General features: G+C 68.9%; 25 protein-coding genes. 18 read left to right on the top strand and 7 right to left on the bottom strand.

The genetic code is table 11. From position 1 onward, the window contains the following. Positions 1-7: 7 nt before the first annotated feature. A complete protein-coding gene (locus tag ACQPXM_RS10995) occupies positions 8-253 on the bottom strand; it encodes an alpha/beta fold hydrolase (RefSeq protein ID WP_432947468.1) in 246 nt (81 codons plus the stop codon). A gap of 286 nt (positions 254-539) precedes the next feature. Continuing rightward, positions 540-1,127: a TetR/AcrR family transcriptional regulator gene (locus ACQPXM_RS10990; RefSeq protein WP_432947466.1), complete on the bottom strand. Its 588-nt coding sequence runs from the start codon at positions 1,125-1,127 to the stop codon at positions 540-542. Between the two features lie 88 nt (positions 1,128-1,215). Between ACQPXM_RS10990 and ACQPXM_RS10985 the strand changes: the two genes are divergently transcribed. The 7 genes from ACQPXM_RS10985 (at position 1,216) to ACQPXM_RS10955 (ending at position 6,805) form a co-directional block, all read left to right on the top strand. Further along, positions 1,216-1,836, top strand: coding sequence for a methyltransferase domain-containing protein (locus ACQPXM_RS10985; RefSeq protein WP_432947464.1), 621 nt, complete (start codon positions 1,216-1,218; stop codon positions 1,834-1,836). Then, positions 1,833-2,759 carry an ABC transporter ATP-binding protein gene (locus ACQPXM_RS10980; RefSeq protein ID WP_432947462.1) on the top strand — a complete coding sequence of 309 codons (927 nt, stop codon included), beginning with the start codon at positions 1,833-1,835 and terminating at the stop codon, positions 2,757-2,759. The genes ACQPXM_RS10985 and ACQPXM_RS10980 overlap by 4 nt, the downstream gene beginning before the upstream one ends. Then, on the top strand, positions 2,759-3,523 hold the full coding sequence (locus ACQPXM_RS10975) for a hypothetical protein (RefSeq protein ID WP_432947460.1): 765 nt from the start codon (positions 2,759-2,761) through the stop codon (positions 3,521-3,523). Before ACQPXM_RS10980 ends, ACQPXM_RS10975 begins: the two co-directional genes overlap by 1 nt. Positions 3,524-3,657: 134 nt before the next feature. Beyond that, positions 3,658-3,999, top strand: a complete 342-nt coding sequence (locus tag ACQPXM_RS10970) for a YciI family protein (protein ID WP_432947458.1) — start codon at positions 3,658-3,660, stop codon at positions 3,997-3,999. After that, complete coding sequence (locus tag ACQPXM_RS10965; protein WP_432947456.1) at positions 3,996-5,207, top strand: RNA polymerase sigma factor; 1,212 nt, start codon at positions 3,996-3,998, stop codon at positions 5,205-5,207. Before ACQPXM_RS10970 ends, ACQPXM_RS10965 begins: the two co-directional genes overlap by 4 nt. Positions 5,208-5,333: 126 nt before the next feature. Further along, positions 5,334-6,218 (top strand): hypothetical protein, encoded by an 885-nt coding sequence (locus tag ACQPXM_RS10960; RefSeq protein ID WP_432947454.1) that lies wholly within the window; start codon positions 5,334-5,336, stop codon positions 6,216-6,218. Positions 6,219-6,355: 137 nt separating this feature from the next. Beyond that, entirely contained in the window at positions 6,356-6,805 is a 450-nt protein-coding gene (locus ACQPXM_RS10955; RefSeq protein WP_432947452.1) for a cupin, read from the top strand. Between the two features lie 72 nt (positions 6,806-6,877). Here the strand turns inward: ACQPXM_RS10955 and ACQPXM_RS10950 are convergent, their stop codons facing one another. Beyond that, complete coding sequence (locus tag ACQPXM_RS10950) at positions 6,878-7,324, bottom strand: hypothetical protein (RefSeq protein WP_432947450.1); 447 nt, start codon at positions 7,322-7,324, stop codon at positions 6,878-6,880. 1 nt (position 7,325) lies between these two features. Between ACQPXM_RS10950 and ACQPXM_RS10945 the strand changes: the two genes are divergently transcribed. Next, complete coding sequence (locus tag ACQPXM_RS10945) at positions 7,326-8,126, top strand: SDR family NAD(P)-dependent oxidoreductase (RefSeq protein ID WP_432947448.1); 801 nt, start codon at positions 7,326-7,328, stop codon at positions 8,124-8,126. Between the two features lie 6 nt (positions 8,127-8,132). On the opposite strand, the gene ACQPXM_RS10940 is transcribed toward ACQPXM_RS10945, so the two are convergent. Beyond that, positions 8,133-8,465 carry a hypothetical protein gene (locus tag ACQPXM_RS10940; RefSeq protein ID WP_432947446.1) on the bottom strand — a complete coding sequence of 111 codons (333 nt, stop codon included), beginning with the start codon at positions 8,463-8,465 and terminating at the stop codon, positions 8,133-8,135. A gap of 141 nt (positions 8,466-8,606) precedes the next feature. Here ACQPXM_RS10940 and ACQPXM_RS10935 point away from each other — a divergent pair, with 141 nt between their 5' ends. The 5 genes from ACQPXM_RS10935 (at position 8,607) to ACQPXM_RS10915 (ending at position 12,033) form a co-directional block, all read left to right on the top strand. Continuing rightward, positions 8,607-9,215, top strand: coding sequence for a QsdR family transcriptional regulator (locus ACQPXM_RS10935; protein ID WP_432947444.1), 609 nt, complete (start codon positions 8,607-8,609; stop codon positions 9,213-9,215). A gap of 101 nt (positions 9,216-9,316) precedes the next feature. Beyond that, positions 9,317-9,643, top strand: coding sequence for a hypothetical protein (locus ACQPXM_RS10930; protein WP_432947442.1), 327 nt, complete (start codon positions 9,317-9,319; stop codon positions 9,641-9,643). Positions 9,644-9,673: 30 nt separating this feature from the next. Next, the gene (locus ACQPXM_RS10925) at positions 9,674-10,213 is read left to right on the top strand and encodes a hypothetical protein (protein ID WP_432947440.1); all 540 of its coding nucleotides are present in this window, start codon (positions 9,674-9,676) and stop codon (positions 10,211-10,213) included. Between the two features lie 60 nt (positions 10,214-10,273). Continuing rightward, a complete protein-coding gene (locus tag ACQPXM_RS10920; RefSeq protein ID WP_432947438.1) occupies positions 10,274-10,870 on the top strand; it encodes a TetR/AcrR family transcriptional regulator in 597 nt (198 codons plus the stop codon). Further along, positions 10,867-12,033 carry a GDSL-type esterase/lipase family protein gene (locus tag ACQPXM_RS10915; protein ID WP_432947436.1) on the top strand — a complete coding sequence of 389 codons (1,167 nt, stop codon included), beginning with the start codon at positions 10,867-10,869 and terminating at the stop codon, positions 12,031-12,033. The genes ACQPXM_RS10920 and ACQPXM_RS10915 overlap by 4 nt, the downstream gene beginning before the upstream one ends. On the opposite strand, the gene ACQPXM_RS10910 is transcribed toward ACQPXM_RS10915, so the two are convergent. Continuing rightward, entirely contained in the window at positions 12,008-12,838 is an 831-nt protein-coding gene (locus ACQPXM_RS10910) for an SDR family NAD(P)-dependent oxidoreductase (RefSeq protein ID WP_432947434.1), read from the bottom strand. The genes ACQPXM_RS10915 and ACQPXM_RS10910 overlap by 26 nt on opposite strands. A gap of 63 nt (positions 12,839-12,901) precedes the next feature. Here ACQPXM_RS10910 and ACQPXM_RS10905 point away from each other — a divergent pair, with 63 nt between their 5' ends. Beyond that, a complete protein-coding gene (locus ACQPXM_RS10905; RefSeq protein ID WP_432947432.1) occupies positions 12,902-13,687 on the top strand; it encodes a helix-turn-helix domain-containing protein in 786 nt (261 codons plus the stop codon). Between the two features lies 1 nt (position 13,688). Here the strand turns inward: ACQPXM_RS10905 and ACQPXM_RS10900 are convergent, their stop codons facing one another. Beyond that, positions 13,689-14,450 (bottom strand): SDR family oxidoreductase, encoded by a 762-nt coding sequence (locus tag ACQPXM_RS10900; RefSeq protein WP_432947430.1) that lies wholly within the window; start codon positions 14,448-14,450, stop codon positions 13,689-13,691. Between the two features lie 169 nt (positions 14,451-14,619). Between ACQPXM_RS10900 and ACQPXM_RS10895 the strand changes: the two genes are divergently transcribed. From ACQPXM_RS10895 to ACQPXM_RS10885, 3 genes are read left to right on the top strand one after another with little or no spacing between them, the layout of a single operon-like run. Continuing rightward, positions 14,620-15,465, top strand: a complete 846-nt coding sequence (locus ACQPXM_RS10895) for a helix-turn-helix transcriptional regulator (protein WP_432947428.1) — start codon at positions 14,620-14,622, stop codon at positions 15,463-15,465. Between the two features lie 40 nt (positions 15,466-15,505). Then, entirely contained in the window at positions 15,506-17,011 is a 1,506-nt protein-coding gene (locus ACQPXM_RS10890; protein ID WP_432947426.1) for a MutS-related protein, read from the top strand. After that, positions 17,008-18,507: a MutS-related protein gene (locus tag ACQPXM_RS10885; RefSeq protein WP_432947424.1), complete on the top strand. Its 1,500-nt coding sequence runs from the start codon at positions 17,008-17,010 to the stop codon at positions 18,505-18,507. Before ACQPXM_RS10890 ends, ACQPXM_RS10885 begins: the two co-directional genes overlap by 4 nt. Positions 18,508-18,517: 10 nt before the next feature. On the opposite strand, the gene ACQPXM_RS10880 is transcribed toward ACQPXM_RS10885, so the two are convergent. Further along, the gene (locus tag ACQPXM_RS10880; protein ID WP_432947422.1) at positions 18,518-19,426 is read right to left on the bottom strand and encodes a hypothetical protein; all 909 of its coding nucleotides are present in this window, start codon (positions 19,424-19,426) and stop codon (positions 18,518-18,520) included. Positions 19,427-19,567: 141 nt separating this feature from the next. Between ACQPXM_RS10880 and ACQPXM_RS10875 the strand changes: the two genes are divergently transcribed. Continuing rightward, positions 19,568-20,497 (top strand): hypothetical protein, encoded by a 930-nt coding sequence (locus ACQPXM_RS10875; RefSeq protein WP_432947420.1) that lies wholly within the window; start codon positions 19,568-19,570, stop codon positions 20,495-20,497.

Here is a 20,497-nt window from a genome sequence, read left to right as displayed (position 1 = left end):
CTCGAGTTCAGACGGCCAGGAGGTCGCTGCAGAAGGAGCGGATGGCGCGGTTGACCGTTGCGGGTCGCTCCCACGGCATGAAGTGGCCGGCGTTCTTGATCCAGAACGGGCCGACCGCTTCGGGGAAGGCGAGTGCGCACCGCTGGTCGATGTGGTCGCCGAGGGTGACCTGGTCGGTGCCGATCAGGATCAGCGCCGGCTGCTGGACTGGGCGGTCGAGCATCTCGGGGGCCGACAGTGGCCGCGTGCCCATGACGACCTCGTAGTCGGCGAAGGCGGCGCGCAGTCTTGCGGCGTCGCCGTACGGCTCGGTCAGGAAGTCCAGGTCGTTTTCATCGAAGGCGTCTGGTGGACACCACAGGCGGTGCCCGTAGAACTCACCGACATAGCGGCGCCGCTGCAGGCGTAGCGAGTTCGGCGACCAAGGCGTCGGCCTGGTGGCCTTGGAGGCGGTGATAGTCGTAGACGGCGGGCTTGGGCCGGCTCGGCGGGATGCCCGCCGTGCGAACTCCTCCGAGCGAGAGGAGGGTTACGGCTGCTCACTCGCCTTCGTTGGTGGAGGCGATGGCGTTGACGGCACTGGCGATGATGCTGCTGATGGTGTCCGGTGCGGTTTCGGGTGAGGGGCAGCCGGCGTCGAGCCAGGCGATGACGGCTTCGACGGCGATCGTGGGAATCAGGTCGGCGGCCCACCGCAGCCGGGCCTGGTCGGGGATGACTTGTTCGAGGTACGGGTGCGCGGTGGCCTTCATCGCGGCGCGGAGTTCGTCGGCGTGCCGGCGAAACTCCGGTTCCTGCCCGGACTGGCGGAAGAACAGCCGGAACCCGTCAGGGTTGCCCTGCGCCGCCGCGACCAGACCTTGCAGGCTGTTCGAAGTCGAGTGGTCGGGATGGCCGGTAGCGGTGCGGAGCTGGTCGCTGACGTCGGCCAGCACCGCTTCGTACAGGTGGGTCTTGGACTCGAAGTGCCGGTAGATGAGGACCCGGCTGACGCCGGCCTCGGCGGCGACGTCGTCGAGGTTGGTGGCCGCATAGCCGCCGCGCGCGAACGCGCGCGCCGCGGCCTGGATCAGCGCGCGACGGCGCTCGGGCCGCTTCAGCAACTTCCCCTCGGGCGCCTTGGTCACCGACTCTCCCTAACTGTTTACACCAGTGTTGACACTCATCTGTTAACAGCTCATCGTAGGCGCTATGAGCAGACGGAGGGCGCATCCGGTGTTCGCGCGGGTCTATGCGCGGCTGCGGCCGATGATGGATCGCCAAGGCGCCGCCGAGCACCGCGCCCGGTTGGTGGCAGGGACCGCCGGGCGGATCGTCGAGGTCGGTGCAGGCGAAGGGGCGAACTTCGCCCACTACCCGCCGACGGTGACCGAGGTCGTCGCGATCGAACCGAACCCCTACCTGCGCGCCCAAGCCGCGCGGCGTGCGACGGCCGGCGACATCCGAATCGAGGTGGTCGACGGCACCGCGGAGCGTCTGCCGGTTGGTGATGGTTCGGCTGATGTGGTGGTGATGTGTCTGGTGCTCTGCTCGGTCGCCGACCAGACCGCCGCGCTGGCAGAGGCGTTTCGGGTACTGCGCCCCGGTGGTGAATTGCGGTTCTATGAGCACGTCGCCGCGGAACCGGGCCGGCGGCTGGCCCGGGTGCAGCGCATCGCGGACAAAACCGTGTGGCCGTGGCTGACGGGTGGCTGCCATGTCGGCCGGGACACCGCGGCGGCGATCACGGCCGCCGGGTTCGTGATCGAGGAACTCGACCGGTTCGACTTCCCGCCCGGACAGCCGTCTCCGGCCGCGCCGCACGTACTCGGCCGGGCCATCCGGGAGGCGTCGTGACCGCGGGGATCGAGGTCTGCGGGTTGTCGAAGTCGTTCGGTCCGGTACGGGCTGTCGACGACCTGACTTTCCACGTCGAGCCGGGCGCGGTGACCGGGTTCCTTGGGCCGAACGGCGCGGGCAAGACGACCACACTGCGGATGCTGCTCGGGCTGATCCGCCCCGACGCGGGCAGCGCCACCATCGCCGGCGCCGCCTATCGCGACATAGCCCGACCTCTGACAGTCGTCGGGGCTGCGCTGGACGCATCAGGGTTTCATCCGGCGCGGACGGGTCGCACGCACCTACGGGTGTACTGCACTGTCAGCGGCTTCGCGCCGCAACGGGCCGACGAGGTACTCGAGTTGGTGGGGCTGGCTTCGGCCGGTGAGCGACGCATCGGTGGCTATTCGCTGGGGATGCGGCAGCGGCTCGCGTTGGCCGTGGCACTGCTCGGCGACCCGCGGATTCTCGTACTCGACGAGCCCGCCAACGGGCTGGATCCCGAAGGCATCGTGTGGATGCGGCGCCTGCTGCGCGGACTCGCGAGCCAGGGCAGAACAGTGCTGGTGTCCAGCCACGTCCTGACCGAGATGCAGCAACTGGTCGACCACGTCGTGATCATCGACAAGGGCCGCCTGCGTTTCCAGGGACCGGTAGCCGAACTCGCCGGATCGCAGGCCACGGTGGTCGAGGTGCGCACCGGCCAGAGCGAGCAACTGTACGCCGCGCTGGCGGCGCGCGACGGCGTCGACGTCGAGTTCGACAGCGCGGGCCGACTGCTCGTCAGCGGCCTGGACGCGGCGGCCGTGGGGCGCACGGCGTTCGCTGCCGGCATCGAACTGCACTGGCTGTCCGAACGAACCGGCGACCTCGAGCGGCTGTTCTTCACCATGACATCAGGTGCCCACCGGGGTGGCAACGCTTCGGAGGTAGGGGTCTGATGGTCCGGCTGATGCGGGGCGAGTTCGCCAAGCTACTGTCCACTCGTCTGTGGCTGTGGTTGCTGTTGGCCACCATGGCACTGACGGCACTGTTCGCGAGTCTGAACATCGCGTTCAACGACGACCCCGACACCCTCGCGCCGCCACTGGCGACCGCGGCGGGCCAGCGGCTGCTGTTCGGTACCGCGGCCGGCGGAGCGCAGACCCTGGTCGCGGTTCTGGCCGCGATCGGGATGACCAGCGAGTACCGGCACCGCACCGCCACCACGACCTTTCTCGCCACGCCTCACCGGGCGCGGGTAGTGACCGCCAAACTCATCACCTACGCGCTGACCGGCGCCACCTTCGGGCTGGCGTGCGTCGCCGTCGTGACCGCGATCGCGTGGCCCTGGCTCACTGCGCGCGGGATCGACCCGACGCTGACCGGCAACGGGATCCCGGCCACGGTGGCCGGCGTCGTCGCCGCCGTCACAGCGTTCGCCGTTCTCGGGGTGTGCCTCGGTGCGTTGCTGCGTGACCAGGCCGCAGCCGTGGTCGGCCTGCTGGTCTACCTGTTCGTGGCCGAGCCGATCGTCACCCGCATCTCCGCGTTACAGGACTGGACGGTCTTCCTGCCAGGCCCGTCGGCCAGTGCGCTGACCCGGATCACGCTGACCGACCAGGACTTCCTGCAGCCTTGGCAAGGTGGCGTCGTGCTGGCCGCCTACGGGCTGGGAGTCGCCGCGGCCGGCCTGTGGCGGACGGCGCGGCTCGACCTCACCTGACCAACCGACCCCCGTCGTACGGCTGGTTGTGCCGAGTGTCGTATTCGACGCCGCGCCGATCGTCTCCCTTCTGAACCTGCGATTCGAAAGGCCTGCCCGCGGATCCGACACACTGAAACCAGGAGGTCACGTCCATGAAGTACGTACTGATGTTCGTCGAGACCGAACAGTTCGCCAAAGACCTCGCGGCGATGAACGCCGACGAGCGCGAGCGCGCCTACCAGCGGGTCAACCAGTGGTTCCTCGACCACTCCGACAAGATCCGTGGCGGCCGCAAACTCCAGGGACCGCACACGGCCACCACGCTGCGCCTCGACGGACCCACGCCGGTCACCACCGACGGACCGTTCATCGAAGGCAAGGAGGTGGTCAGCGGCTTCACCGAGATCGACGTCGCCGACCTCGACGAGGCCGTGCGCATCGCCAAGCAGTGGCCAGGCTGCCCAGTCGTCGAAATCCGCCCTGTGGAGTCATGACCACCACTCCAGCCACCGACGAGTTGGCCCGCGTGGTCCGAGACCACGCAGGCCGGCTCGCGGCATCCCTGGTCTCGCTGCTCGGGGACTTCGCCACCGCCGAAGATCTCGTCCAGGACGCCGTCGAGACCGCGTTACGGCGCTGGCCGGTCGAGGGCATCCCCGACCGGCCCGACGCCTGGCTGTTCACCGTGGCCCGACGGCGAGGACTCGACGTTCTGCGCCGCCAGCAGAACTACCGCCGCAAGCTCGCCGACTTGCAGTGGCCCCTGCAACCCGCACCCGACGACCGGCTGCGCCTGATCTTCACCTGTTGCCACCCCGCCTTGGCCCGCGAAGCGCAGATCGCACTCACTCTCCGAGTGGTCTGCGGCCTCACCACCGCCCAGATCGCCGCCGCCTTCCTCACCTCCGAGACCGCGCTCGCGCAACGCATCACCCGCGCCAAACGCAAGATCGCCCAGGCCGGAATCCCGTACCGGATCCCCCGCGACGACGAGCTCCCGGACCGCCTGGACGAGGTTCTCAGCGTCATCTACCTGCTCTTCAACGAGGGCTACCTGTCCAGCCACAGCGACCGGTCGCACTCACGCGACCTGGTGGACGACGCCGAATGGCTCACCACGCTCCTGGCCGGGCTCCTACCGGCCGAACCCGAAATCACCGGACTCCTGGTCCTGATCCGGCTCCATCGCGCCCGCACCGCAGCCAGGTTCAACGACGCTGGTCAACTCGTCCTGCTCCAGGACCAGGACCGCAGTGCCTGGGACCACGCCGCGATCTCCGCCGCGACCGCGCTGCTCACCCGCACCGCTCGCCGCCATCGCGCCCCGGGCCCGTACCAGTTGCAGGCCGCCATCGCCGCCTGCCACAGCGAGGCGCCCAGCTGGGACGGGACCGACTGGGAGCAGATCCTCGTCCTGTACGACATGCTGCTCCATCTGCAACCCACCCCTGTCACGCGTCTGCACCGCGCCGTGGCGGTCCGATACGTCCACAGCGCCGAAGCCGCCCTCATGGAACTCAGCGCTCTGCACCAAGAACTCGACAACTACCCGCTGTACCACGCCACCCACGCTGAGCTGCTCCGAGCCGTCGGTGACTCCGAAGGGGCAACCAAAGCCGATCGGCGCGCTCTCGAGCTCACGACCAACCCGGCACAGGCCGAAGTGCTGAAGGAACGACTAGCCGGCGCCGAGTCGACCTGACGAGCGACGACGACCCTCACCCTCCGTGGGTAGTTGCCTACCGCATCGGTATCGAACTCGGCCGATCCTTCGCTGTAACAGGGTTGGCATTGCTCACGAGCCTCGGCTCAGCGCATCGTGGAAGGCGTGGACGTCGACCAGGTCGCGGTGGAGCTGTACGGGCTGGGCCCGGAGGACTTCACCGCTGCTCGCAACCTGGCGGCCAAGAACGCCGGCGATCCCCGCGCCGCCGAGGCGATCAAGGCGCTGCGGAAACCGACCCTGGCGGCGTGGTTGGCCAACCAGTTGGTCCGTGCCGACCCCGACGGTGTGCACCAGTTGACCGAACTCGGCGAACAACTGCGCCAGGCGCACTTGTCGGGTGACGCACCGGCGCTGCGCCGGCTCACCCCGCAGCGGCACGAACTCGTTCGAGCGCTGGTGACCACCGCGCGAGACAAGGCACGCGCCGAGGGACGGACGGTGACCGCGGCGGTGGCGGAGCGGCTCACCGAGACCCTCGACGCTGCCCTGGTCGACCCTGGCGCTGCGCAGTTGCTCCGGAGTGGCCAGCTGACCAGCGCACTGCGTCACGTCGGGTTCGGCGTTGTCGATGAATCCGGCGAGCCGGCCCGGCTGGTACCGGTCAAGCCTCGCGTCGTACGCGGCAAGCGGCCGACGCCGGTGCGGAAGGCAACCACTCCGCCGCGGCCGCGGCGTAATCCGCTGCAGCAGCGCCAGGCTGAACTGGCCGCTCGGGTCGAGCAGGCAGCTGCCGAGTACGCCGAGGCCGAAGCCGAACGGGTCGAGGCCGAGGCGGTCCTCGACGCGAACCAGCATCACCTCGCCGACCTCGAGACCACCATCGAGCGGCTGACCGACGAGCTCGAGCAGACTCGCGACCGACTGAAGGCAGTACGGCGGGAAACCGCCAGGCTGCAGCGCACCCTGGACCGTGCGACCCGGAACGCGGCCGCTGCGCAACGCAGGCGCGACGGCGCCGCCGAGCAGCTGGCGCGATTCGGCAGCTGACCTGCCGGCGAAGACTCGGCAGCCGGTTGTCGACCAGACGTCTATGTCCGCGCGATAGCCTCGCAATTGGTTGTCTAGGGCAACGGAGCCCGCAGCGGCCAGTTCGATCAGCACATCACTCGGAGGAACGTCCCGCCATGTTCACAAGGTCCCGTTCGCTCGCCCTCACCACCCTCACCACCCTCGCCACCGCCGGCCTCGCGCTCGCGGCGAGTCCCATGACCGCCAGCGCGACTCCCGGCACCGGCGTGAGTGCTGTCACTCTCACCGACTACACCGTCGGCGGCACCGAGTACGTTCTGAAAGAGATCACTGTCGCGCCCGGCGGCTCCACCGGGTGGCACTACCACCCCGGTGCGGTCTCGGGCCTCGTTCGCAAGGGCGTGCTGAGCCACTTCGATTCGACCTGCGCGAGCGACGGCGTCTACCGGCCCGGCCAGACCATCTCCGAGGCCAGCGGCGACGGGTACGTGCACATCGGCCGCAACCTCGGTAAGACCCCGCTGGTGCTCGAGGTGCTTTACCGGAACCCGGTCGGTCAGCCGCTGGCCGTCGACGCGCCGAACCCCGGCTGCAGCTTCCAGTAACGGAGGCGCTGTTGCCCTAGTAACTCCGGAGCGACGGGCTCACCCGTCGCTCCGGCCCATCGGGCGTACCGATCATGACTCAACGACGACAGCCAGCATCTGGGTCAAGCGCTCGGTGAGTGGCGTCGGCTGAGCTTCCTGCAATGCGGGCGTGGCGATCACCGTCCGCAAGAGCCAGACGCCGGCGAGCAGGGCCAAGCCGAGCTCGGCTCGCTCATGAACGTCCGTGCCGTCCAGGTTGGCCGCGAAGCGGGCCCGGACGTGGCGTTCGATGCCGGCGCGAATGAGGTCGGCCGCTCGCGGATTGGCCGCCGACCGCAGCATCAACTCGAACGGGCCCAGGTGCTCGGCGCCCGGAGCGGTTCGGGCGACCAGCGCCTCGGCCGTCGTCCGGGCCAGCTCGACCGCCTGGCCGGGATCGGCGGGAACCATGGTCGGGGGCGCGAACACGGTGTCCACGACCTCGGCGAACAAGCCTTCCTTGGACCCGAAGTACCGGTTGATATCGAAAGGCAGCACGATGGACCTGCAGTTGAAGCAACGGCGCGCTCTGGTGACCGGCTCCACCTCCGGACTCGGGGAAGCGACCGTCCGGATGCTCGCGGCCGAAGGTGCGGCCGTGGTCGTCCACGGACGCAACGCCGACCGGGCCCAGGCGATCGCCGACGAGATCACCGCCGGCGGTGGCCGCGCCTCGGTCGCGGTCGGCGACCTGACCAGCGACGCCGGCGCCGACGCGGTCGCCGAGGCCGCGCTGGCCGGTGGGCCGGTCGACATCCTGGTCAACAACGCGGGTGCCTACGAGCACCTGAACTGGGACGAGGCCACGTCGCGGGCCTGGGCCGACACCTACGACCAGAACGTGATCTCCGGCGTACGGATGATCCAGCGTCTGATCCCGGCGATGCGCGAGCGCGGCTGGGGCCGCGTCATCACCATCGGCGGTGGACTCGGCGGTCAGCCGATGAACACCCACCCGCAGTACAACGCGACCCTCGCGGCCCGGCACAACCTGGCCGTGTCCCTCGCCCGCGAACTCAAGGGCACCGGCGTGACCTCGAACGTGGTGGCCCCTGGAGCGATCCTGGTCCCCGCCGTCCAAGAACTGCTGACCGGGATCGCCGACGAGCGCGGCTGGGGCAGCACCTGGCCGGAGATCGAGCAGAACTCCGTGCGCGAACTCGTGCCGAACGACACCAACCGCTTCGGTCGCCCCGACGAGATCGCGGGAGCCGTCGCCTACCTGTGTGGTCCCCTCGCCGACTACATCAGCGGAGCCTCGCTCCGCGTCGACGGCGGCACCGTTCGCGGAGTGCAGTAGCGTGCATCAGCGGTCGTCGGCTGACCGCATCTGCCGCAGCGCCTCGTCCGCGGCGAGGAGTTCCGGGTAGTACTGCCGGTGCACCCGGTACTGCTGGTCGAGCGTGATCGAGTGGTACACGCCCTTCGGCTCGCCGAACAGTACGTCGCGGGGGCCGCGAACGGCCTGTCCGCGGCGTACGACCAGGATCGCGCGGTCGGTGACGACGACCCACCAGCCGACGTTGAAGATGGCGCCTCCGGTCACCGCGAGGAAACCGGTCTGGATCTGCTCGCCGGGCTCGAGGTGTGGTGCGGCCTGCTCAGCGATCGCCTTGGCTCGACGCTCCTGGTAGCCCATCGGGTCCTCCTCGATGTCGAATGTCCGGTGAGACTAGACGGGAATGTTCCCGGGTGCGCCGCCGCGGCAGCTTCAGGACGACCACCGCAGGGGGCCCGATGGCGAACGCCGGCGAGTGGGTGCGCTGACTAGACTGCGGACGTGGTGGTGGTTTCGGCTGAGCAGATCGTTCGTCATGCGGCGGAGCAGATCGCGGACGGCAAGCGGGTGGAGCTGAACGGCGTGGCCGCGGAGCTCGGGCTGTCGCGGGCGACGTTGTTTCGCCGGGTCGGCAATCGCGAACGACTGCTGGGCCTGGCGCTCGCGTGGTTGTCGGATCGGTCGCTGAAGCTGTGCGAGCACCGCTGGACCGACCAGTACGGCGACGCGCTGCACACTCCCGAGGGCGAACTTCGTTGCCTGAAGCAACTCGAGTGGTACGGGATCCGGGCCGCGACCAACACCGGCGTACGGCGCCTGCTGGACGAGGAGCCGCTGCTCGCGATCCGGGTGCTGACCGACCCGTTCGGCACCGTGCACCCCGGCGTACGGGAGGCGCATGCGCGGTTGTTGCGGCGGGATGCCGAGGCGGGCGGATTCACGCCGCTGCTGGACGTCGACGATCTGGCCTACGCGCTGGTCCGGATGGCGGAGTCGTTTTTTTACGCCGATGTCATCGCCGGGCGTCCGGCCCGGCCGGCCGAGGTCGGGCGGCTGTATCGCGCGCTGGTGCTCGGTGACGCTTCGCGTGGCGTGAGTCACGATCCGTAAGCGAACTCTTGTCGAGTGAGACATTCGACCTTAACGTCTCACGCAGGTGTCGCCGAGCGGCGACGGGGCGGGACCTTCCTCTGGCAAGGAGTCGCGGTCTGATGAACCACCATGCGCACAGAACACGACCGGCCGCGCGGCTGCTCGGCCTGGTCACCACGGTGCTCGCACTCACCGCCGGCGGGCTGACCGTCGTACCGGGAGCGCAGGCGGCCGAGAACCCGTACGAACGCGGTCCCGCACCGACGACCGCCAGCATCGAGGCCACCCGCGGCCCGTTCGCGACGTCGCAGCAGTCGGTGTCCCGGGCCGTCGTCAGCGGCTTCGGCGGCGGCACCATCTACTACCCGACCAGCACCGCCGAAGGCACCTTCGGCGCGGTCGCGATCGCCCCCGGCTACACCGCCTCCCAGTCGAGCATGAGCTGACTCGGCCCGCGCCTGGCGTCGCAAGGGTTCGTGATCTTCACGATCGACACGCTGACACGGTACGACCAGCCGTCCAGCCGGGGCGATCAGTTGCTCGCGGCCCTGGACTACCTCACCCAGCGCAGTTCGGTCCGGACCCGGATCGACGCCTCCCGGCTGGGCGTGATGGGCCACTCGATGGGCGGTGGCGGCAGCCTCGAAGCATCCAAGGACCGGCCGGCGCTGCAAGCGGCGATCCCGCTGACTCCGTGGAACACGACCAAGAACTGGTCCGGCAACCGGGTGCCGACCCTGATCGTCGGCGCCCAGAACGACTCGGTCGCGTCGGTCACCACACACGCCGAGCCGTTCTACAACAGCCTTCCCAGCACTCCGGACAAGGCGTACCTCGAACTCGCCGGCGCCTCACACTTCGCCCCGAACACGTCCAACACGACGATCGCGAAGTACAGCATTTCCTGGCTCAAGCGGTTCATCGACGACGACACCCGCTACGAGCAGTTCCTCTGCCCGGCCCCGACCGGCGATCGCGCGATCTCGGAATACCGCGACACCTGCCCCAGCAGCTGAGCGACCACCGACCGACCCTAACGCCATTAGGAGCATTCCTAATGGTGTTAGGGTGGGGTCATGGACCGTCCACAGCTCAGCCGCGCCGCGGTGATCGCCCGCGGCGCCGAGATCGCCGACACCAGCGGCTTCGACTCGGTGACTCTCGCCGCGATCGCCCGGTCGTTCGGCGTACAGACGCCGAGTCTCTACGCGCACGTCCGCGATCTTGCAGCCCTGCGGGACGGCATCACCGTGCTGGCGCTCGATGAGCTCGCGGAGCGGATCGGTGAGGCCATCGCGGGGCGTTCGGCGTACGACGCGCTGGCCGGGTTCGGCAACGCGCATCGCAGCTACGTCCAGGACCACCCCGGCCGGTGGGAGTCGTTGCAGCGGCGGGCCGGGGCCGACGCGGTCGCCGCCCCGGCCGCGCGCCGCATCGTGCGCGTGAACGACGCGGTCCTGCTCGGCTACGGAATCACCGGCGACGACCGTACGCACGCCATCCGGATCGTCGGCAGCGCTCTCAACGGGTTCCTCCAGCTCGAGCGCATCGGGAGCTTCGCCCACAGCACTCCGGCGGCCGAGCAGTCGTGGCCCGAGCTGCTCGACTCCCTGCACTTCCTCCTGACCCACTGGCACGGCCGCGAAAGCCTCCGCACGAAAGAGAAATCATGATCACCACGCCGCTCACGGCGGAGCTCGTCCACGGCGCCCTCGAACTCGAGGCGACCGACCGCGGACTGCGGCCCCATCGTCTGCCCCGGCGCGTCCGCGAACGATACGCCGACGCCCAGCTCCAGCTGATGGAAGCGCAGCCGTCGGGGGTGCACGTCGCGGTCGTGACGACCGCGCGCCGCCTCACGCTGGAAGTGCACGCCACCCGGGTTGCCTACCGGGGTGTGAAACGTGCCCGCGGCAACATCGACGTGGTTGTCGACGGCATCTTTCACACCTCCCACACGCTGGCGGAGGGCGACAGCGTCGAGCTGGACCTGCAGACCGGCACGAACACCTTCGTGCCGGGCAGCTCGGACAGCGTCACGGTCGAAGACCTCCCCGCCGGGGAGAAGAACGTCGAGATCTGGCTGCCCCACAACGAACAGGTCGACCTGATCGGCTTGCAGTCAGACGCGCCGGTGTACGCCGTCACCCCGGCCGGCCCAATCTGGCTGCACCATGGCAGCTCCATCAGTCAGGGCTCGAACGCCACCAATCCCACCGGCATCTGGCCGGTGGTCGCTGCTCGACGCGCCGGAGTGCGGCTGCAGAACCTCGGGTTCGGCGGCAGCGCCCTGGTGGATCCGGTCATCGCGCGCGTCATGCGCGACACCCCCGCGGACCTGATCAGCGCGAAGTTCGGCATCAATGTGGTGAACCTCGACGGGATGCGCCTGCGCACCTTTGTGCCCGCGGTTCACGGCTTCCTCGACACCATCCGCGACGGCCATCCGGCCACTCCCCTGCTGCTCGTCTCGCCGATCTTCTGCGCGGTGCACGAGAACACCCCGGGACCGGGCGCGTTCGATCCGGCCACGCTCGGCACGGACGCCGTCCAGTTCATGGCGACCGGACAACCGGGTGACACCGCTCAGGGCCGGTTGACGTTGCGGGTCATTCGATCGGCTCTCCAGGAGATCGTCGAAGCACGATCCGACGACGCGAACCTGCACTATCTCGACGGCCTGTCCCTGTACGGCGAAGCCGATGCCGAAGTCTGCCCGCTGCCCGACGGGCTCCACCCCGGTGCCGAGACCCACGCGCTGATCGGCACGCGATTCGCGGACCTCGCCTTCACAGCGGGTGGGCCCTTCGTCAACCAGGGAAGGGCTCACGAGTAGTCGCCTGCTCGGCGAGCCAGCGCCACTTCTGCCAGGTGTCGAGTCGCTCGTGGTACAACTTCTCAGCGATCGGGTACGGGTACGGGCCGAGGAACAAGCGCAGCGGCGGCTCCTCCGCGTCGACCAGTTGCAGGACGACTCCCGCGGTCACCGCGGGATCAACCGGCGTACGAGCGGCCGCGGCGGCCCGACGAGCTTCCCGCACCGGCTCGTACGCCGCGATCGGCTGCGTGTACACCGCCGAGGCGCCCGACCAGTCGGTGCCGTACGGTCCCGGCTCCACGATCGTGACCTTCGGACCGAGCGGAGCCAGCTCCGCGGCCAGCGCCTCGCTGAGACCTTCGAGCGCCCACTTCGACGCGTTGTACAGACCGAGCGTCGGGAACGCGCCGATCCCGCCGATGCTCGACACCTGCAGGATGTGCCCGCTGCCCTGTGCCCGCAGTACCGGCAGGGCGGCCTGCGTGACCCACAGCGCACCGAAGAAGTTCGTCTCGAGTTGGTTCCGGGCCTGCTGCTCGGTGGTCTCCTCGACCATGCCGAACAGCCCGTAGCCGGCGTTGTTCACGACGACGTCCAGCCGGCCGAAGGTGTCCACCGCCCGCGCCACGGCGGCGATCACCGCCGCGCGGTCGGTGACATCGAGGGCCAGCGGCAACAATTGCTCGCCGTGGGTCGTGGACAGGTCGTCGAGCGTCGAGGGATCGCGGACGGCGGCGGCGACGCGATCCCCGCGGTCGAGGGCGGCCTCAGCCCAGACCCTGCCGAATCCACGTGACGTTCCAGTGATGAACCAGGTTTTCATGACTCCACCGTGCTCCGGCCGACCTCGGGTAGCCACACCCCTGACAGGGTTAGGCTGGAACGCATGAGCGGCGACAACCTGCTCGGCGACTTCCTGAAGGCGCGGCGCGGGCGGATCCGGTGGGACGAGGCGGGCCTGACGTCGTACGGGCGGCGCCGCGTGCCGGGACTGCGCCGCGATGAACTGGCCCAGCTCGCCGGGGTGAGTCAGCACTATCTGACCCGGTTGGAGCAGGGCAAGGACCGCAACCCGTCCCACCAGGTGCTGCAGGCTTTGGCGACTGCCTTGCGGCTCGATCAGCACGAGACTGCTCATTTGTTCGCCCTCGCTGCTCCACCGGCACCGTCCACGGGCGACGCCGACGTTTCCGACGAGGTGCAGCAACTGCTCGACGCGTGGAGTCAGACGCCCGCCTACGTCCGCAACCGACGGTTCGACGTACTGGCGGCGAACAAGCTGGCGATGGCGCTGTCTCCGCTCTACACGCCTGGTCGAAACCTGGTTCAAGGCATGTTCCTCGATACCGGTGTCCGTTCACTGTTTCCCGACTGGGCGGACATCGCCGAGCAGACCGCCGCCGCACTGCGCGCCGAGGCCGACCCGCGCGATCCCGCCGTCGGTGAGATCGTTGCCTCGGTGCTGGCCGACGACCACTTCCGCCGGGTGTGGGAGGGACACGATGTGCGGCCCGTACGGAGTGAGGTCAAGCGTTTCGACCATCCGGCCGTCGGACCACTGACGCTGCAACGTCAGGCCTTGTCGATCGCCGGCGTCGACGACCAGATCATCATCACGTACCAGGCCGTTGCCTCGTCGCCCTCCGCGGACGCGCTGGCCAGATTGCTCTGAGTCAGCCTTCGCGAGCTCCGAGCATCGCCAGGGCCTTCGACCGCTGGGCGACGAGCTCGTCGTAGGTGCCGTCGCGCTCGGCCCAACGGTGCATCTGGGCTGCCTTCACGACGATCTCGCGGGGAGTGGGTTCGGCGGAGAGCAGTTGCATGACCTCCGTGACGAAGTCGTCGAGCGGCAGGGCGTGCGGGTTCACCTGCTCCTGGTTGGCGGTCGCGACGGCCGGGGGGACGAGTTCGACGACGCCCACGCCGGTCCCGTCGAGTTGCGCGCGCAGCGCCTCCGAGTACGCGTGCACCGCGGCCTTCGAGGCGGCGTACGTGGGCATGGGCGGGAAGGGCAGGAACGCGATGCCGGAGGTGACGGTGACGAACGTGCCGGTCCCCCGCCCGACCAGGTACGGCGTGAAGGCGTCGATGACCCGGATGGTTCCCACCAGGTTGGTGTCGATCGTCGCCTGGGCGGCCCCGAAGTGGGCCGGGTCGCGCAGGTCCTCCAGGAGCATCACGCCCGACATCGTCACGACCGTGTCCAGCCCGGGGTAGCGGGCGAGGACGGCATCACGAGCTGACGCGACCGACGCGTTGTCGGTGACATCGATGCTGACGGTGCCGAAACCTTCCGCGTCGAGTTCGGCGAGTGCTTCCGTACTGCGGCCGCCGACGGCCACGGTGCTTCCCGCGGCGGCGAATCGGCGGGCCAGCGCCCGGCCGATCCCCGAGGTCCCGCCGACGACGAGCGCGGTGCGGTTGGACAGATCCATGAATTCTTCCTTTCGATTCGGGACGCCGGAGGCGATCCGGCGCCTGGGGCGTTCCGCGGAACGTCTCGTTCGCAGTCTCGGCCGGATCCGCCGGGAGTGGGTCGGCCCCGGTTTTCCCTGGTCCTGACAGGGCCCCTCTCCACGGCGTACGCCGCATTACGGTGGAGGTATGAAGGATGAGGAATCCGGCAACCGGCTCGGCAGCTACCTACGCGCCCGGCGTGAGCTCGTCACCCCGGCGCAGGCAGGTCTCCCGCCTGGCGGCAACCGCCGGGTCACCGGCCTTCGCCGGGAGGAGGTGGCCCTGCTGGCCGGCATCAGCCCCGACTACTACCTGCGCCTGGAGCGCGGCCGCGACACGAATCCCTCGCCTCAGGTGCTCGAGGCGCTCGCCCGGGTGCTGCTTCTCGACGACGTCGAGCGGACGTATCTGCTCGGTCTCACCGCGGCGCGCCCCAGGTCACCGCGGCGCAAGCGACCCGAGCACGTTCCGGCCCGCGTACACCAACTGCTCGCTCATCTTCAGGTTCCCGCGTTCGTCGAAGGCCGGGCATTCGACGTCCTGGCGTCGAACCCGATGGCCGTCGCGCTGAACCCGCGCCTGCAACCCGGTCAGAACCGGTTGCGTTCGCTGTTCCTCGATCCCGAGGAGCAAGCGTTCCACCCGAACTGGGCGGACGCGGCGGCCGCCTTCGTCGGTGCTTTGCGCACCACGATCGGGGACGACACCGACAATCCGCGCTTCGTGGAACTCGTCGGGGAGCTCGCCCTGTCCAGTCAACGGTTCCGCACGCTGTGGGCCCGCCACGACGTCCGCGCACTCGACGGAGGCAGCATCACCGTGAACCACCCTGTTGTCGGTGAACTCGAGCTCCACCGCGACAAACTCCCCGTCGAGGACGTCTTACTCGTCGTCTACTACCCCGACAAGGACAGCGAGAGCGACGAGAAGCTGCAACTGCTGGCTGCCCTCACGCAGACCGAAGCACCCGACCGCAGATCGGCGGACGCCTAGGCCGATCGCTGTGGCGTGGGCGGAATCTATGATTTCGCCCATGACCTTCCGCAGCATCCTGTTCGAGTGCTTCGACGCGGAAGAGCCGGCGGCGTTCAAGGATCTGAATCTCGACCAGATCGTCGCGGCGGTCACGCTGGGCCGGGAGGAGTACCAACTGGCGCCGTTCTTCCACGCGCCGCTGCGGTCGGCCGAGCTGGTGGCCAAGCGGCAGGACGTCGTACGGGAGTTGGAGCGGGCGGAGGTTGCGCAGCCGGTCGAGGAGTTCGCGCGGCGGATGGTTTCGGCTCGGGTGCACCTCGCGCAGGCCGGCAAGCGGAACCACCGGCTGCAGCGTGAGCGGTGGTTCCTCAGTGCGGCCGAGCACTACTGCACAGCCGCTGTCGAGCTGGCCGCGACGCTGGCTGACGTCGAGCTCGAGTCGGAGGGCCTGCTCGCGTTTCGCGACTACTTGACCGAGTACGTCGGGTCGGCGCCGTTCCGGTCGTTGTCGTCGGCGACGACCGAGCTCACCGAGCAGCTCGCGGGCGTGCACTATCGCCTGCACCTCAAGGGCAACAAGATCACCATCACCCGGTACGACGGAAGCAGCGACTACAGCGCCGAGATCGAGCAGACGTTCGCCCGGTTCCAGCAGGGCGCGGCCAAGGACTACCGGATCCCGGTCCAGTCATCACCGGACGTGAACCCGGTCGAGGCCGGCATTCTCGAGCGGGTCGCCAAGCTGTACCCGGACCTGTTCGCGGCCGTCACGCGGTTCAACGACGAGTACGCCGGCTTCGTCGACCCGACGGTGGCCAGGTTCGACCGGCAGGTGCAGTTCTATCTCGCGTATCTCGACTACCTGCGGCCGTTGAAGGCGGCCGGCCTGCCGTTCTGCTATCCCGAACTCACCGGCTCCAAGACGATCCAGGCGACCGGAGCCTTCGACCTCGCGCTGGCCGCGAAGCTGGTGGACGAGGCCGTCGAGGTGGTGCGCAACGACTTCCACCTGTCCGGCCCCGAGCGGATCCTGGTGGTCACCGGGCCGAACCAGGGCGGCAAGACCACCTTCGCCCGGACCTTCGGCCAACTGCACCAGTTGGCGGCGCTGGGCCTGCCGGTGCCGGGCGAGCAGGCGCGGTTGTTCCTGTTCGACCGGCTGTTCACCCACTTCGAGAAGGAGGAGTACCTGCACGACCTGCGCGGCAAGCTGCAGGACGACCTGGTCAGGGTGCACGAGATCCTCCGGGCGGCGACCGGCGAGAGCATCGTGATCCTGAACGAGATCTTCGCCTCGACCACCGTGCAGGACGCGCTGTCGCTCGGCCGGCGGGTACTGAGCGAGGTCGCCGAACGAGACATCCTCTGCGTCTGCGTCACGTTCGTCGACGAGCTGGCGTCCTTGAACGACAGCACGGTCAGCCTGGTCAGCACGGTCGAGGCGGGCGATCACCGGACGTACAAGCTGGTCCGGAAACCGCCGGACGGGCTGGCGTTCGCGGCTACGATCGCGGCGAAGTACCGGCTGAGCTACGACCTGCTGAAGGAGCGACTGAACCGGTGAAGGCGTTCCTGATGTTCTCCGACCGCGACTTCGACCTCGAGTCGGCGCTGCCGTCGAACGCGGCCGAGCTGGTCCAGGATCTCGAGCTGGACGCGCTGTTCGACGCGATGGCGGACGGCGATCCGTTCCTGCGCCAAGTGGCCGTGACCGCCGTACTGTCGAGCCTGGACGACCCCGACGGGATCGAGTTCCGCCAAGCGGTGCTACGCGATTGCCTGCAGCAACCAGCTGTCGTCCGGGAGCTCTACGCCACGGCGGTCGAGGCGATCGAGCAGGAGCGCAAGACCTACCGGTACTTCCGCAGTCCCGATGGGATCCTGGACAGCTCCGGCAAGGTGCTCGAGCTGCTCATGACGTACCTCGGCAAGCTCCGGGCGATCGCGGACAGCTCGGCGAGCCGGTTCCGCTCCGAAGGATTCCGGACGTTCTTCCGGACCATCGCCACCGATCTCGACGACGAGTACTTCCGGACGGTCGAGGATCACCTGCAGCGGCTCAAGTTCCGGCACGGTCTGCCGATCAGCGCGAAGCTGGGGATCGGCAACGTCGGCGTGGACTACGTGCTCCGCCGCCCACAGGAAACCCGGCGGACGTTGCGCACCTGGCTGGCCAGGCCAGACACCGACTCCTACACACTGCAGATCCCGGACCAGGACGACAGCGCCGCCCAGGCCCTGGCCGAGCTGCGCGAGCGCGGCATCAACCTCGTCGCGAACGCGATCGCCCAGTCGGCCGACCACGTGACGAGCTTCTTCGAACTGCTGCGGACCGAGCTGGCCTTCTACGTCGGCTGCCTGAACCTGTACGAACGCCTGTCGGCCAAGGGCGAGCCCACCTGCTTCCCGACCGTGGCCGCGCCGGGCCGGCTCCTGCTGTCGGCGAACGGGCTGTACGACCCGTGCCTGAGTCTCGGCGTACCGGAACGGGCCGTGGGCAACGTTCTCGCCGCGGACGGCAGGTCGCTGATCGTCGTGACCGGCGCCAACCAGGGCGGCAAGTCCACCTTCCTGCGCTCGGTCGGAGTGGCCCACGTGATGACCCAGGCCGGGATGTTCGCGCCCGCCGAGTCCCTGACGACCAGCATCTGCCGAGGGCTCTTCACGCACTTCCCGCGCGAGGAGGACGAGACGATGACCAGCGGCAAGCTCGACGAGGAGCTGGCCCGGATGAGCGAGATCGCCGACCGCATCCGGCCGGACGCGCTGCTGCTGTGCAACGAGTCCTTCGCCTCGACCAACGAGCGCGAGGGCTCCGAACTGGCCGGCGACGTCCTGCGCGCGATGGTCGAGTCCGGCATCCGCGTCGTCTTCGTGACCCACCTGTTCCACCTCGCCCAAGGCCTGTACGCCGAAGGTTCCGCCACCGCACTGTTCCTGCGGGCCGAGCGCCTACCCGGCGGGCAACGAACGTTCAGGCTGAGCGAAGGCGAACCGAAGCCGTCCAGCCACGGCGAGGACCTCTACCACCAGATCTTTACGACACGTCAGGACGGCTGATCCCCCTTGCTCACGACAGTTTCGGGGCCCAGTCGAGGCCTTCGGAGCCGTCGTCGCCCCTGATCGGGCCGGTGAGGGAGTAGCTGTGGGAGCCATCTGGCAGGTAGCCGCGGACCTTGAAGCGTTCGTCGCTGTCCTGGTCGTCCGGGAGGGCGTTGCGGTTGAACTGCAGGGCGGCGATCTTCTTGCCGTCCGGAGACCAGGCGACGCCCTTGTAGTAGATGCCTTGCGGGTACGACGTGTAGCTCACCCGGAACGGCTGGCCGGCGCCGCTGCGGGGCAGGATCACGAGTTCGCTGTGCTGAGCGCCGCGGTAGCGGTTGGTGATGAAGGCGATCCGTTGCGAGTCCGGCGACCAGTCCGGGTAGTCGTTGATGACGCCCACCGGGCTCGACGTCAGCGTGCGGACGTTGCTGCCGTCGGGGTGGACGAGCTTGATGGTGTTGCCGTTGCTGAAGGCGATCCGGTTGCCGTCGGGCGACCAGGCCGGCGAGGTCAGCCGCCCGGTCGTGCCGGCCGGCGCCGTGTAGATGGTCGATCGTGCCCCCGTGCTCAGGATGATCCGGTCCAGCTGCAGGTTGTACGCCGTGACGATCGAACCACCGTCCGGCGACCAGGCCAGCGTCATCCAGTTGTAGCCCGCCTCCACCGGGTATTGGTGCACGAGCCGTTCGCTGCCGTCGCTCAGCGTGCGTGTCCAGACGCCGTGACCACGGACGAAGGCGAGTTGCCGGCCGTTCGGCGAGAACTTCGGGTACGCCCCCTCGGTCTGTACGACGTACGCCGCCCCCGACGCCTGCGTCGCGATGCCGTCGATGGACTCGACGAACACCAGGTCACCGTTCTTCGGCAACGTGACAGCGGCAGCGGGCATCGCCACCGGCACCGCCAGCCCAGCAGCCAGTACGGCAATCAGCATCGTTTTGAGTCTCATGTGTCCCCCCACGGAACGTCGACCTGTCGCGCGGTCCCCCCACGCCTGTCCCGCACGGTACGGCTCACCGTCGACGCCGACAAGGGCGGACTCGTCGCGGGAATGCGCAACTGGGAGGGTGGTGCAATGGTGGGTGAAGCTTTCGAACCGTGGCTGGTGGCCTGGTGCAAGCGAGAACTCGGGGCAGCCCCGATTGAGCAACTGTTGGCCGCGTCGGTGATGTCCGAAGTGACGGCAGTGAGGCTGGACGACGGGCGTGAGGTGGTGGTCAAGGCCCGGCCCGATCCGACCGGGCGCGTTGCGATCTGCCTGGCTGTGCAGCGGGCGGTTCACGAGGCAGGGTTGCCGTGCGCAACACCGCTGACCGAGGTGAGCATGCTGGACGGCCTGGCCGTGCATGCCGAGCAGTGGCTGCCCGGTGGTGAGATCGACCGCGCTGCCGATGCCGACGCGGCCGAGCGCTCGGCGCGCCTGTACGCCGCCTGCACGCAGGTGACCAGCCGCCTGCGTCTCTCCCCTCCCCTGCCCAATCCGGAGTGGGTGCGCTGGAACCACAACGGTCCTGGTCACTGGCCGCCGAACGACCTGCACGATCACCGGCCAGGCGCGGATTCCCTTCCCTACGACTTGGTCGCCGTCGCCGCTCGGGCGCGTAAGCGACTGCTCGCCTCGACCTCACTGCGGCACGTCCTCGGGCACGCCGACTGGGAAGCCCAGAACCTACGCTGGGACAAGAACGCGCCGTACGTCGTACATGACTGGGACAGCGTGGCCTGGCTGCCGGAAGCGGCTTTGGCGGGCGCCGCGTCGGGTGCCTTCAGCAGCGCGGAGACACCGACGCTGGCACCGCTGGCGAGCTCCGAAGCGTTCCTCGCCTCCTACCAGGAGGAACGCGGCTCGGCCTTCACGCAGGAAGAACTGGAGGTCGCGTGGGCGGCGAGTCTCTGGCCGGCTCTGCACAACGCTCGCGCTGAGATTCTCTGGAACCACCCATCCGTGGCCTTGGCCGCGCTGCTCGACCAGGCGGAAGCCCGTTTGCAGCGCGGCGCAGCATGA

This window comes from Kribbella sp. CA-253562 (genome assembly GCF_050942265.1).
In the GTDB taxonomy this organism is placed as follows: Bacteria; Actinomycetota; Actinomycetes; order Propionibacteriales; family Kribbellaceae; genus Kribbella.
This window is presented reverse-complemented; position numbering and strand designations above follow the sequence as displayed.